The following is a 13,702-nucleotide window of genomic DNA, read 5'->3' on the forward strand; positions in this document are numbered from 1 at the left end:
GCTTGCAGTGCACTCAAAGGTGATAAGTTAGGTAAGGGGCCTTAGCTCAGCTGGGAGAGCGCAACACTGGCAGTGTTGAGGTCAGCGGTTCGATCCCGCTAGGCTCCACCATCTACTTTGTCTAAGCATTGATATTCTTGGTTAACAAGAGCGCCTACAGGCATCAATGAGTATTCACTCGATACAGAGTATAACGTATCACCTAGCATTGATGTTTAGCCTACAGGCATTAATGAGTATTCACTCGGTGCAGAGTATAACGTACCAACAGTGTCCCATTCGTCTAGAGGCCTAGGACACCGCCCTTTCACGGCGGTAACAGGGGTTCGAATCCCCTATGGGATACCACTTTTTGAGTGGTTGACTGACAAGTTGACGATTCGATAGCGTTGAAGCGATAGCCTACTGGCTTCAACGAGTATTCACTCGGTGCAGAGTATAACGTACCAACAGTGTCCCATTCGTCTAGAGGCCTAGGACACCGCCCTTTCACGGCGGTAACAGGGGTTCGAATCCCCTATGGGATACCACTTTTTGAGTGGTTGACTGACAAGTTGACGATTCGATAGCGTTGAAGCGATAGCCTACTGGCTTCAATGAGTATTCACTCGGTACAGAGTATAACGTACCAACAGTGTCCCATTCGTCTAGAGGCCTAGGACACCGCCCTTTCACGGCGGTAACAGGGGTTCGAATCCCCTATGGGATACCACTTTTTGAGTGGTTGACTGACAAGTTGACGATTCGATAGCGTTGAAGCGATAGCCTACTGGCTTCAACGAGTATTCACTCGGTGCAGAGTATAACGTACCAACAGTGTCCCATTCGTCTAGAGGCCTAGGACACCGCCCTTTCACGGCGGTAACAGGGGTTCGAATCCCCTATGGGATACCACTTTTTGAGTGGTTGACTGACAAGTTGACGATTCGATAGCGTTGAAGCGATAGCCTACTGGCTTCAATGAGTATTCACTCGGTACAGAGTATAACGTACCAACAGTGTCCCATTCGTCTAGAGGCCTAGGACACCGCCCTTTCACGGCGGTAACAGGGGTTCGAATCCCCTATGGGATACCACTTTTTGAGTGGTTGACTGACAAGTTGACGATTCGATAGCGTTGAAGCGATAGCCTACTGGCTTCAATGAGTATTCACTCGGTACAGAGTATAACGTACCAACAGTGTCCCATTCGTCTAGAGGCCTAGGACACCGCCCTTTCACGGCGGTAACAGGGGTTCGAATCCCCTATGGGATACCACTTTTTGAGTGGTTGACTGACAAGTTGACGATTCGATAGCGTTGAAGCGATAGCCTACTGGCTTCAATGAGTATTCACTCGGTACAGAGTATAACGTACCAACAGTGTCCCATTCGTCTAGAGGCCTAGGACACCGCCCTTTCACGGCGGTAACAGGGGTTCGAATCCCCTATGGGATACCACTATTTAACCTTTTGTGTTATCTATGGTTTTCATATATAGTAACGTGAATTTGGGGCCTTAGCTCAGCTGGGAGAGCGCAACACTGGCAGTGTTGAGGTCAGCGGTTCGATCCCGCTAGGCTCCACCAAATCAACGTCTTGTACGTTGGAAGAAACCACCTTAATTGGTGGTTTTTTTTCGCCTAAATTTTTGATTCAGACTTCATGGGCCACTATGCCTTTGCCTGACTCGACTCTCTGGCTCTCCGACGTCTTGACTGATTCTCTGGCATTTTTATGTCTTCAGCTAATGTCCGTGATGACACTCTCCTAATTTCAGCTAAACCATTGGCCATATCAGCTTGTTAGCGACCAGCGCTGATCTCTGGTGCGCGTCACCTATTGATAGCTAATGAGCCTATTGAGATAGTGTCTACAGAGCTCTCGTCTAATCAGATGGTGGCAATTCAGGATTCAGATCGTAATGATTCAGATAGTGGCGATGATAACCCAAGTGCCAAGCGGTTTTCTGCCTGTAGAAAGCGGACTGTGCAGGTAAGGTTAGCTACTTAATCTTAAGGCATAAAAAAAGCCTCTTTGCTGGGAATGTGGGCAAAGAGGCTGATATTGAGATTAAGGTGCAGGCTTACTCAATGCCTAAGAAGCCGCCAGTTTGATGTGCCCAAAGCTGAGCATAAATGCCGCCTTGTGCGATCAATGCTTGGTGTGTGCCTTGTTCAACAATTTTGCCTTGATCCAGGACGATAAGTCGGTCCATGGCTGCAATCGTTGACAGGCGATGAGCGATGGCGATCACGGTTTTGCCTTCCATCAGCTGATATAAACTCTCCTGAATCGCCGCTTCAATTTCAGAGTCTAATGCCGATGTGGCCTCGTCAAGCAGTAAGATAGGCGCATTTTTGAGTAATACTCTTGCAATGGCGATGCGTTGGCGTTGACCGCCGGAGAGTTTGACGCCGCGCTCGCCGACCTGAGCATCTAATCCATGATTACCTTCAGGATCGCTTAACTCATTAATAAAGTCATAGGCCTGCGCTTGTCTGATGGCATTTTCTAACTCCTCTTCTGTAGCATCTGGCTTACCGTAGCGAATGTTGTCACGGATGGAGCGATGCAGCAGGGAGGTGTCTTGAGTCACCATACCAATATTTGAACGCAGCGAGTCTTGTGTCACCAGTCTGATGTCCTGATTGTCAATGGCAATTGTGCCTTTTTCGACATCATGAAAACGCATCAATAGGTTAACTAGGGTTGATTTACCCGCACCAGAACGGCCCACCAGTCCAACTTTTTCACCGGCTTTGATATTGAGGTTTAGCGCATCGATAACGCCGCTCTTTTCGCCATAATGAAAACTGACGTTGTGAAAATCGATTTTGCCTTCGCGCACCGCTAATTCGCTGGCTTGCTCACTGTCTTCAATGTCTGTGGGTTTGGCCAGGGTGTTCATGCCATCGGTAACGGTACCGATATTTTCAAACAGTGAGCTAATTTCCCACATGATCCACTGCGACATGCCGTTTAAACGCAGGGATAAACTCACCGCTACTGCTATCGCGCCAATGGTGATGGCACTGTCACGCCATAGCCAAATAGAGACCGCGGCAATGGTAAAGGCCAGCAGGTAGTTTATCACCTGCACGCTCACGTTAATGCCTGTAACCAAGCGCATTTGTCGATAAACTGTGTCAAGGAAACCTGTCATGCTCTCTTTGGCATATTGTGCTTCTTGCTGCGTATGAGAAAACAGTTTCACCGTGGCTATATTGGTATAGCTATCGACAATACGTCCTGTCATGGATGAACGTGCATCAGCTTGTTCTGTCGACACTTTTTTTAGTTTTGGCAAGAAATAGATCTGCAGACCAATATATAAGCCTAACCAGATTAACATGGGGAGCATCAAGCGAAAGTCGGCATCGGCGATGATCACCAACATCGACAAAAAATAAACCAAGATATACACCAGTACATCCAGTAATTTGGTGACGGTTTCACGCACGGCCAGTGACGTTTGCATCACTTTAGTGGCGATACGACCGGCAAAGTCATTTTGATAAAAGGATACGCTTTGTTTGAGTAGATATCGATGGGCTAACCAACGAATTGACATCGGGTAGTTACCCAGCAAGCCTTGATATACCACTAACGCATGCAGCAATACTAAGGCGGGAATGACCACCAAAACCAGCACTGACATCATCAGCAGCTTGCCACCTTGCTGTTCAAACAAGGTCGCGGGATCGTGGCTAGCCAATAAATCCACTAAATCCCCCATAAAGGCGAAGAGTGAGACTTCTAATATGGCTAAGGCGGCAGTTAAAATCGACATCAATACTAAGGGGATTTCAAACCCTTTGGTGTAATGCCGGCAAAAAGCGTAAATCCCCCTTGGCGGTTGTTGAGGCTCCTCATCGGGTAAAGCGTTAACCCAAGATTCAAATAACTTAAACATTAAAGTCCTTATAGACTGAGAATGAGTGATAATTTTTATGAATATCACATATTACCAGAAGCTTAATCATTAATGTCTATCAAGAGTTAACTAAAACGGATCTATTCAATAGGACTAGTCGATAGGCTAGGGGAATGCCAGAGGGCTTGTGCATATCATGGTGGTGTTTTGCTTAGTGGTATTAGGTTGAGCGCCGTTTTCCGCTAGTATCAGGTTACGGCTTGGATTAGAGTTGGCTTAATCCAACCGATGATAGTGCGGAGCTGTATCTTCAATGACTAATGATAACCGAATGACAACTGAAAGCTTTCGCCGTGCCCGGTTGTCGCGCGATCGGCGTTTTGATGGTCTTTTTTTCGTCGGGGTGTTCTCTACTCGGATCTATTGCAGGCCTATTTGCCCTGCTGTGGCAGCGAAAGAGCACAATGTGCGTTATTTCGATACCGCTGTGGCAGCCGCTAATGAAGGGTTAAGGCCCTGTTTGCGCTGTCGTCCCGATAGTGCACCTCAATCGAACCCATGGATAGGGACGCAAACCACGGTAAATCGCGCGGTGGCACTTATTAACAACGGCATATTATCGGGGCCAACAGCCATATCCATCGCAGCGTTTGCCGATAAATTAGGGATCAGCAGTCGACATCTTCGTGAGCTGTTTCAGCGTCATTTAGGCGTCTCACCAAAACAATATGCCCAGTATCAGCAGCTGATGTTTGCCAAACAGCTGCTGCACCAATCTGCTATGCCTATTACCGATATTGCTTTTGCGTCCGGCTTTAATAGTGTTCGGCGTTTCAATGAATTATTTCAACAACAGTTGCAACTTACGCCGAGTGCGATACGTAAAAATCATCACGCCGCGGTGGGGTTAACATCTGATTCGACAAGTCTTCATTTACGGCTTTTTTATCGGCCTCCTTTTAATTGGCAGCATCAACGGGAGTTTTATCGTCTTCGAGCGGTAAATGAGATGGAGTGGGTGGGAGAGAACCACTATGGTCGCAGTTTTCAATTAAATGGGGGGTATGGTTATGTTGAGGCGACCCATTGTGAAGCGTCCTGTAGTTTCAAGCTTAAGGTTGTGATGAGTAGTGCAGATGATCTTGTTCATTTACAGGCTGTAGTTTGTAATATGCGCAGGATGCTCGATTTAGATGCCGATCTGATTGAAGTCGAGAGCCGGCTTGCGGCGCTGGGGGATTATTTGCCCACAATCAATAGTGGTGTTCGCATACCCGGAGTGTGGTCACCATTTGAGGCGGCGTGTCGGGCAGTGCTGGGACAACAGGTGAGTGTGCTGCAATCGGTAACGCTATTGCAGGCATTAGTGGATCATTATGGTGAGACGGTGATACTTGAGGGGCGTCGGTTGAGACTCTTTCCTACTGCCGAAGTCATCGCTGGCGCATCGCTCGATTGTCTCAAGGTGCCCAGAGCAAGAAAGGCAGCATTAAAGGCGTTAGCACTGTTTATTCAACATCATCCCCATGCATCAGTTGATGAGTGGTTGTCAATTAAGGGAATAGGGCCTTGGACGGTCGATTATGTGCGCCTAAGAGGCTTAAGTTTACCGGACATCTTATTATCCAGTGATCTCGTTGTGAGGCATCAGCTGCTTGCCAATTTGTCTAAAGCTAGAAATGCTGAGCATCTCGATGATACCACCACTAAAGGTGAACAACAGCGATATTATTCAGCGCAAACTGAGTGTCTTAGCAGTCAAATTTCACCTTGGGGCAGTTATTTAACGTTTCAATTATGGAGCCAACAATGAGCCTAGCTTGTGTTAAACACTATCGAGCGATGTCGAGAAACGATGGTGAAGTCAATTTTATGCCGATAGCAAAACAAACCATCACCACTGACATGGGTCATATTGTCATCGCCGCCAATCGATTTGGCCTTTCTGATTTAACCTTTAAGCCGCGTGAGACCGATAGCTGGGCCGCAAGAGATATCGCCTTAATTGCCGCTACAGATGCTGACAAGCAGCTGGCCAATGAGCATTTACAGCAAGCCAAGAGTGAGATAGAACAATACCTCTTAGGGCAACTGACAGAATTCACGGTGCCGTTAGCTCCCGTTGGCACGGTATTCCAACATCAAGTGTGGCAGGCCTTGTTAACCCAGCCTTATGGGAAATCATGTAGTTATAGCGATATAGCCAATGTGATTGATAATCCCAACGCGGTGAGGGCGGTGGGCAGCGCTAACGGCGCGAATCACATTGCGATTATTATCCCCTGTCATCGAATCATAGGTAAAAGCGGTACCTTAACGGGTTATGCTTATGGGCTTGCGATAAAACAGCAACTATTGACCCTAGAGCGCGGTGGTGTTGCTGGTAAATTGTAAGCTTTCTGGATGCTTTTACAGTACAATATTGGGCTATATAATATTTTGGCACCCTGTTTAGTTATGACCTCAGAAAACCGTTCCGTCACTGGCACCACCAGTCCTATCACTTTTAGCCAGCTTAATCTTAATGAAACACTGCTAGCACGCTTGCACGCGTTGGGTTACACCCAGCCAACAGCCGTGCAGCAGCAGGCTATTCCTGTAGTGCTAGCGGGGGGCGATCTCTTAGCAGGTGCCAATACTGGATCGGGTAAGACAGCCGCTTTTGCGCTGCCTTTGCTGCAAAAACTGAGCGGCCAACGTGTCAGTGGTGGGAATTATGTCAGCGCGTTAGTCTTAGTGCCCACCCGTGAGCTGGCCCAGCAGGTTGCCGACAGCTTTATCAGTTATGGCGCAGGGCTGGAGCCCAAGGCGAAAGTATTAGCTGTCTATGGCGGCGTATCGGTTAATACCCAGATGCTAGCCTTACGTGGTGGCGCTGACGTATTAGTTGCGACGCCAGGGCGACTACTCGATTTAGTGTCTAGCAACGCAATAAAGCTAAGCAAGGTACAGACTTTAGTACTCGATGAAGCCGATCGCATGTTAAATCTAGGCTTTGACGACGAACTTAAGCAGATCTTAGCCCTGTTACCCAAGCGTAAGCAGACCTTGCTGTTTTCGGCGACGTTTCCTGAAGAGGTGCGCGAGCTTACCACGGCGCTATTAGATCAACCGGTTGAGATCCAGCTGCAAGATGATGAGCCGCAAACCATCAGTCAACGGGTATTTACTGTCAATCGAGAGCGTAAAACCGCATTACTGGCTGAATTAATTAAGACCCATGCTTGGTCACAGGTGCTGGTATTTGCCAGTGCCAAAAATAGCTGTAATCGTGTAGCGCAGAAACTGGCTAAACAAGGTATTACGGCCGAGGTTTTTCATAGCGATAAAGCGCAAGGGACCCGAACCCGTCTGCTGGAGGCTTTTAAGCGTGCAGAAGTGACGGTACTTATCGCGACAGATATTGCCGCCCGTGGTATCGATATCGAAAAATTACCTGTGGTGATCAACTACGAACTGCCGAGAAGTCCAGCCGATTATATGCATCGTATTGGGCGCAGTGGTCGAGCAGGCGAGGCCGGTGAAGCGATTTCGCTGATAAGCCATGAAGACTATCATCACTTTTCTGTCATCGAGAAAAAGAACAAGATTCGCTTACCTAGAGAGCAATATCCAGGTTTCGAAGCCGACGAGCAAGTGCCAGAAGAACTCCTCTCTCGTATGGACAAGCCAACGGCAAAACCTGCGGGAACCGGTAAAAAAAAGCGTAAAAAGTTACCTAAGATCAATGAACAACTATGGAACAATAAGCCATAGTAAGTATTCGTTTTCTGTTAATGAATAGATAAAAGGAAGGGTTATGCAGCACCTTTTTTGGTTGGTAGAAGGACGAATCGCGGGTCGATGTGGACCCAATAAGGAAGACTGGGACATTAACGAGTTAAAACAAGGCGGTATCGGCGCCGTGTTATCGGTTAATGGTGGCGAGATGTGTGAGCCTGAGGTGCTTGAAGGTCACGGGCTTCGTTACGCCTGTATTCCTTTTTCTAGTAATGTTCCTCCTCTAGCGGGGGATGTTGAAATATGTGCCGAACAGTTACCTAAAGCGCTGGCGTTTATTAAGCAGTGTGAAGCTGATGATATTGCCCTGCTTATCCATTGTCGCTCAGGAAAAGACCGTACAGCGTTGCTGATGGCCTATTATTTGATGAGCAATGGAGCTGCGCCGCTGCATGCGGTGAGTCAAGTACGTGCTATTCGTGATATTGCTTTTAGCGCAGAGGGCTGGGATCAGTTCGCTTATGATGTACTATACGCTTTACAAGATTGATACTCATAGCCTATGTTAATCAGTAGGCTATTGAACTGATTATCTGATATTACGGCGGCTTATATTGAACAAGATTTTGCTTCAAGCACTACTAGCACTCAGTAGTTTTCTATTGGCCGCTTGTTCATCTAGCCTACCTGAAGTGGCTAAGACGCCGAGTTATAAATTACCTACCCCAACAGACTCATCCCTCTATCAATATCTACAAGATACATTAACGCAGCATCCTGAGCAGACTGGGGTGCTTCCGTTAGCTTCTGGTATCGATGCGTTTATTGCGCGTTTAGCCATAGTCCATGCAGCGAGTCGCAGCATTGATTTACAATACTATATCTATCGCGCCGATGAGACGGGCCGTATGCTGGTATGGTATCTCATCGATGCCGCCGATAGAGGTGTTCGTATTCGATTGTTGCTCGATGATTTGACTACTAAAACCCTTGATGAAGGCTTGATGATCTTGGCCAGTCATCCCAATATAGAAGTGCGCTTGTTTAACCCGAGTTACGATAGAACATTTCGTAATTTAGCCATGATAACTGGCTTCAGTCGTCTTAATCATCGTATGCACAATAAGTCATTGACGGTTGATAATCTCATTACCATTGTGGGTGGGCGTAACATTGGTAACGAATACTTTTCAAAAAATAAAGAGGTGGATTTTGGCGATTTTGACTTGCTGACCATAGGTGAGGCGGTCGACAAGGTCTCGGATCAGTTCGACTTATATTGGAACGCACCTGTGGTGCATGATATCAGTAGTTTAACTAAGCCTGCGACGCCGGCTATGGTGGCGAAGGCGCAAGCGAATATGGCGCAGCAGCAAGCGCAATTTGAAAATGATGAATTTATGCAACGTCTTGAGTTTAGCCAGTTGCTGCGCCAGATCCGTAAAACGCAAATAGCTTGGTTTTGGGGCGATGCTGAAGTAATTTATGATCCACCAGAAAAAGCGGTAGGCGCCCAACAAGATCAATGGTTATTATCCGACTTGGGACGTTTTCTCGCCCAAGCTAAACAGCAAGTACTGTTAGTTTCTCCCTATTTTGTCCCCACAAAGTCAGGCTCAGAAGCCATAATCGCGGCGGTGAAAAAGGGGATAAAAGTCACCGTTGTGACTAATAGCCTTGCTGCAACCGATGTATTGGCTGTTCATGCAGGTTATCAGCGCTACCGAGAATTACTGCTGGAAAATGGGGTTAATATTTATGAGATGAAGGTGGATGTTAATCACCGACCGACTGCGTGGAAAGGCAGTTCGCGCTCAAGTTTACATGCTAAGACCTTTGTACTCGATAACAATGCCGTGTTTGTGGGGTCATTTAATTTTGATCCTCGTTCGGCGTGGATCAATACCGAACTGGGGCTTATTGTTAACAATGAAGTTTTTGCCTCGTTAATATTATCTGGTATCGACAGTAGTTTACGTGAAAATGCTTACCGTGTTGAGCTCGAACAGGGGGAGTTAGTTTGGTTTGATGATAGTCAATCCACTACTTATTACAGCGAGCCCAATGCCAGCTTTTGGCGAAAATTTATGGCCGATTTAATTGGGCTACTGCCGATAGAGTCACAGTTGTAGAGGTCAAATTATTATTGATTGGAGATCGTCAATAGTGGGTGGGTGTGGTAGTGTATCGCCCATAAAATGGCTTATATTTAGATGTCGGTAAATTATGAAAAGTAAGGCAAGCCAATCTCAAGGCTTATTGTTGTTTAGACTGTCACACAGTCAACTGTTTGCCCTTGGCACGCTTAAGATCCGTGAGTTAGTGCCCTATACCAAGCTGAGTGCTATTCCCAAATCACACCACACTATTATTGGCGCGGCGACGGTAAGAGGTACTACCATTCCAATAATCGATATGGCAGCCGCTGTTGGCTATGCGCCTATCGGTGAAGACGAACGTGAAAATGCTTATATCATTATTACCGATTGTCAGCGAATGGTGATGGGCTTTTTAGTGCGTTCTATCGATAAAATCATAGATTGTAATTGGCGTGATATTGAGCCACCTCCGGCAAACTTAGGTAAAAACGCTTACCTCACAGGCGTGACTCGGGTCGACGATAAGTTAGTGCAGTTGCTCGATGTTGAATTGCTATTGTCGAAAGTATTTCCACTTAGTCTCGCAAGCAAACGCGCTATCTTGACCGATGTGCAACGTGAGATCTTAAAGCCGCTCAATATCTTGTTAGTCGACGATTCTCTGGTGGCGCGAAAACAGCTTTCGGATGCCCTCGATAGCATCAATATTCCTTATCAGGTGACCTCTGATGGCCGTGAGGCGCTGGCAATTATGGAGCGGGCACATCAAGCGGGTCATCCGGTTGATTTACTGGTCAGTGATATTGAAATGCCTGGCCTTGATGGGTATGAGTTGGCCTTTGAGGTCAAAAACACACCTGCGTTAGCCAATGCTTATATCATTTTGCATACCTCGTTATCGAGTGAAATCAGTGTTAGCCAAGCCCATCAAGTAGGGGCTAATGAAGCACTAACCAAGTTTGATGCACATGAGCTGATAGAAGCCATGTTGCGGGGGGCTGAATCCCATCGAGGGGTAAAACATTAGCGTCTTGTTATGTTTATGCTGCGGATGAGTAATATATGCAGTTAATTTAAACCGATTGCTAGACAACGCCAGTCAGATTCTATAAAACCTCAAGGTGAAGGAAGTTTAATCTTGAATCGATTGGCGTTCTGTGTTGTTTTCCTTTCGTACTTATAGCCGCTAAGTCACAGTGTAAGTCGTAATAAACTGCTGGTTAAATAAGATGGCTAATAATCAATATAACAAGAAAGTGAGACAGCGCAAGAAAGTCGGGCGTGACACGTGAAGTGTTCGAATCTAACAAATTAAAATAACAGGTCAATCAATGAATCAAAATCGGTCTTTGTTTGCTAAGTTAGCAAATGGCAGTCTTGTACTGCAAATTATGTTGGGAATTGTTGCCGGTGTATCGTTAGCATTGTTTTCGACATCGGCTGCGCACAGTGTGGCTCTTTCTTGGCGAGCTCTTTGTTGGTGCGTTAAAAGCGATAGCACCCATTTTAGTGTTTGTTTTGGTGGCATCATCCATTGCTAATCAAAAGAAAAACGCTAAAACCAATATGCGTCCTATTGTGACCCTCTATCTTTTTGGTACGTTTGCTGCGGCGATCACCGCAGTCACATTAAGTTTTCTTTTTCCAACGACACTTGTCTTGGTTACTGGTGCTGAAGGTGCTAATCCACCCGAAGGCATTGCAGAGGTGATGTACACCTTAATGTTCAAGCTGGTGGATAACCCTGTTAACGCACTTATGACAGGTAATTACATCGGTATTTTAGCTTGGGGCGTGGGCTTAGGATTAGCCTTACATCATGCGAGTGAAACCACTAAAACCGTGTTCGCCGACATCAGCCATGGCGTGTCGCAAATGGTACGTTTCATTATTCGCCTTGCCCCTATAGGTATTTTTGGTTTAGTAGCAAATACGTTTGCGGCGACAGGTTTCGAGGCGTTGGCAGGGTATGCTCAATTACTTGCTGTATTACTCAGTTCAATGTTGATTATTGCGCTAGTGGTCAATCCACTTATCGTATGGTTCAAGATTAGACGTAATCCATATCCATTAATATTTACCTGTTTACGTGAGAGTGGTGTTACCGCTTTCTTCACTCGTTCAAGCGCAGCTAATATTCCTGTTAATATGGCACTATGTGAAAAGCTTGAGCTGCATGAAGATACCTATTCAGTCTCTATTCCCCTAGGCGCAACCATTAATATGGGCGGTGCGGCGATCACCATTACAGTGTTAACTCTGGCTGCGGTACATACCCTAGGCATTCAAGTCGATATCTTGACTGCGATATTACTCAGTGTTGTTGCTGCGGTATCAGCCTGTGGGGCATCGGGTGTTGCGGGTGGCTCATTGTTACTGATCCCGCTCGCTTGTAGCCTGTTTGGTATCTCTAATGATGTTGCGATGCAAGTGGTGTCGGTTGGCTTTATTATCGGTGTGATCCAAGATTCTGCCGAAACAGCATTAAATAGTTCTACGGATGTGGTCTTTACTGCATCGGCATGTGAAGCCGCAGAGCGTACCGAACTTGCCTAGTAAGCTTAAATCGCGTCACAGTAAAAAAGAGCCTTAGGCTCTTTTTTTTTGCAAGAATACAAAGCTATATCATATTTTCTGTCGTCAACCAGTTAAAACGGCTTTATATCAGGCTTAGCACGAGACTATAAATGGGCAGTGTTGATGATAAGGAGACTGATCTCAATGACGCATTATTCGTATTGCAAAGGTATGAGATTGTATTAATAGTGATTCAGCTCGCATCTTTATTTTAACTGTAAGATACAATTTTAACTAAAGCATTAAAAAATAGTGTTAATTTAACTATTTATTTGCGGTATTGTTTTATGAATAACGAGGTTAAAGGATTATGGATAAAAAACGTAGAGTAATGTTGGATGAGTTTGGTAGTAATGACCTCTCAGCGTTACTCCAGATCATAGAAATGCCTGTGATTGAAAAGCGTAAACGTCTAAGTTGGCAGGAGCAAGATATGGATACCCGGCAAGTAATAGGGCAGTGGATTGATGAGCGCCCATCATTAGGGGATAAAATTACCCTCTATCGCCAAGATGGTAAGCTGTTTTTGGAAACTTGGTACACAGACGGTTGCCATAGTTTAGATGAGATGCAAGCGACTGAAATAGATGAAGGCTTAAAACTCGAAGATCTCGGCGGAAACTTGTTTGGTGAATATTTCTTATTGTCAGGCGATAATAATTTACAGTTTTGTAATAGTGCAGAGTGTTTTTATACTGCTAAGCGCATTGCGGCTTAATTTTTAGCGTCAACCCCTATGCTATAAACGCGGTGAATATCATTAGGTTCACCGCAGTAACAGACGCACCGCTAAAACGGATGCTTACTGTAAAATTGCATGTCACCTTGATGAAACGGGTGAGTAATTTTTAAATGCTCAGCATGCAAACATAAGCGGGGTGACGCGTTAATGACCGCTGCGTTACCGTAAAAGTCATCACCTAAAATCGTATGTCCTATGGCTTTCATATGTAGCCGGAGTTGATGGGTTCTGCCGGTGATTGGTTTTAACTTAACTAATGTACTGTTTTCTCTGCGTGTTAACACCTCAAAATAGGTGGTCGCAGCTTTGCCATCTGCGGCAATCATCTGCAATGGTGGCTGAGTCGTATCGGCCTTCATGGCCAGCTCAATTTTCCCCGTATCTTGGATCATAATACCGTCAACTTCTGCCACATAATATTTTTCAGTCATCCGGTTTTGAAATTGAGTCTTAATATTAGATTCCGCTTTTTTATTGAGTGCGAACACCATGATACCAGACGTCGCACAATCGAGGCGGTGCACCAAAATGGCGTCGGGAAATCGCTGTAATAAGCGGTTAATCGCACAGTCAAAGGTATTTTCTGCTCGGCCAGGATTAGAGAGCAAGCCTGCGGGCTTATTGAGCACAACAATATCTCGGTCTTGGTAACGGATATCGAGCCACGGGATTGCTGGGGGCTGGTAATTAAAAATTTTCATTGGTTCT

The 13,702-nt window shown here is 45.9% G+C and carries 9 protein-coding genes, 9 tRNA genes and 1 pseudogene; 17 read left to right on the forward strand and 2 right to left on the reverse strand.

Going from position 1 to position 13,702, the window contains the following annotated elements:
• Nucleotides 1–35: 35 nt before the first annotated feature.
• The 9 genes from AC5YBZ_RS06175 to AC5YBZ_RS06215 all read left to right on the forward strand — a co-directional run bounded on the left by AC5YBZ_RS06175 (nt 36) and on the right by AC5YBZ_RS06215 (nt 1,568).
• Nucleotides 36–111 (forward strand) — tRNA-Ala (locus tag AC5YBZ_RS06175).
• Between the two features lie 161 nt (nt 112–272).
• Nucleotides 273–348 (forward strand) — tRNA-Glu (locus AC5YBZ_RS06180).
• A gap of 106 nt (nt 349–454) precedes the next feature.
• Nucleotides 455–530, forward strand: a tRNA-Glu gene (locus tag AC5YBZ_RS06185).
• Nucleotides 531–636: 106 nt separating this feature from the next.
• Nucleotides 637–712 (forward strand) — tRNA-Glu (locus AC5YBZ_RS06190).
• Between the two features lie 106 nt (nt 713–818).
• A tRNA-Glu gene (locus AC5YBZ_RS06195) sits at nt 819–894 on the forward strand.
• Nucleotides 895–1,000: 106 nt separating this feature from the next.
• Nucleotides 1,001–1,076 (forward strand) — tRNA-Glu (locus AC5YBZ_RS06200).
• 106 nt (nt 1,077–1,182) lie between these two features.
• A tRNA-Glu gene (locus tag AC5YBZ_RS06205) sits at nt 1,183–1,258 on the forward strand.
• A gap of 106 nt (nt 1,259–1,364) precedes the next feature.
• Nucleotides 1,365–1,440, forward strand: a tRNA-Glu gene (locus AC5YBZ_RS06210).
• 52 nt (nt 1,441–1,492) lie between these two features.
• A tRNA-Ala gene (locus AC5YBZ_RS06215) sits at nt 1,493–1,568 on the forward strand.
• A 497-nt stretch (nt 1,569–2,065) separates the two neighbouring features.
• Here the strand turns inward: AC5YBZ_RS06215 and AC5YBZ_RS06220 are convergent.
• Entirely contained in the window at nt 2,066–3,895 is a 1,830-nt protein-coding gene (locus AC5YBZ_RS06220) for an ABC transporter ATP-binding protein (protein WP_494543573.1), read from the reverse strand.
• A gap of 292 nt (nt 3,896–4,187) precedes the next feature.
• Between AC5YBZ_RS06220 and AC5YBZ_RS06225 the strand changes: the two genes are divergently transcribed.
• The 8 genes and pseudogenes from AC5YBZ_RS06225 (at nt 4,188) to AC5YBZ_RS06260 (ending at nt 12,970) form a co-directional block, all read left to right on the forward strand.
• A complete protein-coding gene (locus AC5YBZ_RS06225) occupies nt 4,188–5,669 on the forward strand; it encodes a DNA-3-methyladenine glycosylase 2 family protein (protein ID WP_494524599.1) in 1,482 nt (493 codons plus the stop codon).
• Nucleotides 5,666–6,250 (forward strand): methylated-DNA--[protein]-cysteine S-methyltransferase, encoded by a 585-nt coding sequence (locus AC5YBZ_RS06230; protein WP_494543574.1) that lies wholly within the window; start codon nt 5,666–5,668, stop codon nt 6,248–6,250. The genes AC5YBZ_RS06225 and AC5YBZ_RS06230 overlap by 4 nt, the downstream gene beginning before the upstream one ends.
• A 63-nt stretch (nt 6,251–6,313) precedes the next feature.
• Complete coding sequence (locus AC5YBZ_RS06235; protein WP_494543575.1) at nt 6,314–7,612, forward strand: DEAD/DEAH box helicase; 1,299 nt, start codon at nt 6,314–6,316, stop codon at nt 7,610–7,612.
• Nucleotides 7,613–7,655: 43 nt separating this feature from the next.
• Nucleotides 7,656–8,126: a phosphatase domain-containing protein gene (locus tag AC5YBZ_RS06240; protein WP_494519560.1), complete on the forward strand. Its 471-nt coding sequence runs from the start codon at nt 7,656–7,658 to the stop codon at nt 8,124–8,126.
• Between the two features lie 64 nt (nt 8,127–8,190).
• Nucleotides 8,191–9,708: a phospholipase D family protein gene (locus AC5YBZ_RS06245; protein ID WP_494519559.1), complete on the forward strand. Its 1,518-nt coding sequence runs from the start codon at nt 8,191–8,193 to the stop codon at nt 9,706–9,708.
• Between the two features lie 94 nt (nt 9,709–9,802).
• Nucleotides 9,803–10,702 (forward strand): chemotaxis protein CheV, encoded by a 900-nt coding sequence (locus tag AC5YBZ_RS06250; protein ID WP_494543576.1) that lies wholly within the window; start codon nt 9,803–9,805, stop codon nt 10,700–10,702.
• A gap of 304 nt (nt 10,703–11,006) precedes the next feature.
• A pseudogene (gene sstT / locus AC5YBZ_RS06255) lies at nt 11,007–12,231 on the forward strand (serine/threonine transporter SstT).
• A gap of 331 nt (nt 12,232–12,562) precedes the next feature.
• On the forward strand, nt 12,563–12,970 hold the full coding sequence (locus tag AC5YBZ_RS06260) for a hypothetical protein (RefSeq protein ID WP_475516380.1): 408 nt from the start codon (nt 12,563–12,565) through the stop codon (nt 12,968–12,970).
• 71 nt (nt 12,971–13,041) lie between these two features.
• On the opposite strand, the gene AC5YBZ_RS06265 is transcribed toward AC5YBZ_RS06260, so the two are convergent.
• The gene (locus AC5YBZ_RS06265) at nt 13,042–13,695 is read right to left on the reverse strand and encodes an RluA family pseudouridine synthase (RefSeq protein ID WP_494524603.1); all 654 of its coding nucleotides are present in this window, start codon (nt 13,693–13,695) and stop codon (nt 13,042–13,044) included.
• Nucleotides 13,696–13,702 lie beyond the last annotated feature (7 nt).

Source organism: Shewanella sp. 553, assembly GCF_059338375.1.

Bases quoted from the DNA above. Each gene is read 5' to 3' on its own strand.
- AC5YBZ_RS06220 (WP_494543573.1), bottom strand. From the start codon at position 3,895: ATGTTTAAGTTATTTGAATCTTGGGTTAACGCTTTACCCGATGAGGAG.
- AC5YBZ_RS06225 (WP_494524599.1), top strand. From the start codon at position 4,188: ATGACAACTGAAAGCTTTCGCCGTGCCCGGTTGTCGCGCGATCGGCGT.
- AC5YBZ_RS06230 (WP_494543574.1), top strand. From the start codon at position 5,666: ATGAGCCTAGCTTGTGTTAAACACTATCGAGCGATGTCGAGAAACGAT.
- AC5YBZ_RS06235 (WP_494543575.1), top strand. From the start codon at position 6,314: ATGACCTCAGAAAACCGTTCCGTCACTGGCACCACCAGTCCTATCACT.
- AC5YBZ_RS06240 (WP_494519560.1), top strand. From the start codon at position 7,656: ATGCAGCACCTTTTTTGGTTGGTAGAAGGACGAATCGCGGGTCGATGT.
- AC5YBZ_RS06250 (WP_494543576.1), top strand. From the start codon at position 9,803: ATGAAAAGTAAGGCAAGCCAATCTCAAGGCTTATTGTTGTTTAGACTG.
- AC5YBZ_RS06260 (WP_475516380.1), top strand. From the start codon at position 12,563: ATGGATAAAAAACGTAGAGTAATGTTGGATGAGTTTGGTAGTAATGAC.
- AC5YBZ_RS06265 (WP_494524603.1), bottom strand. From the start codon at position 13,695: ATGAAAATTTTTAATTACCAGCCCCCAGCAATCCCGTGGCTCGATATC.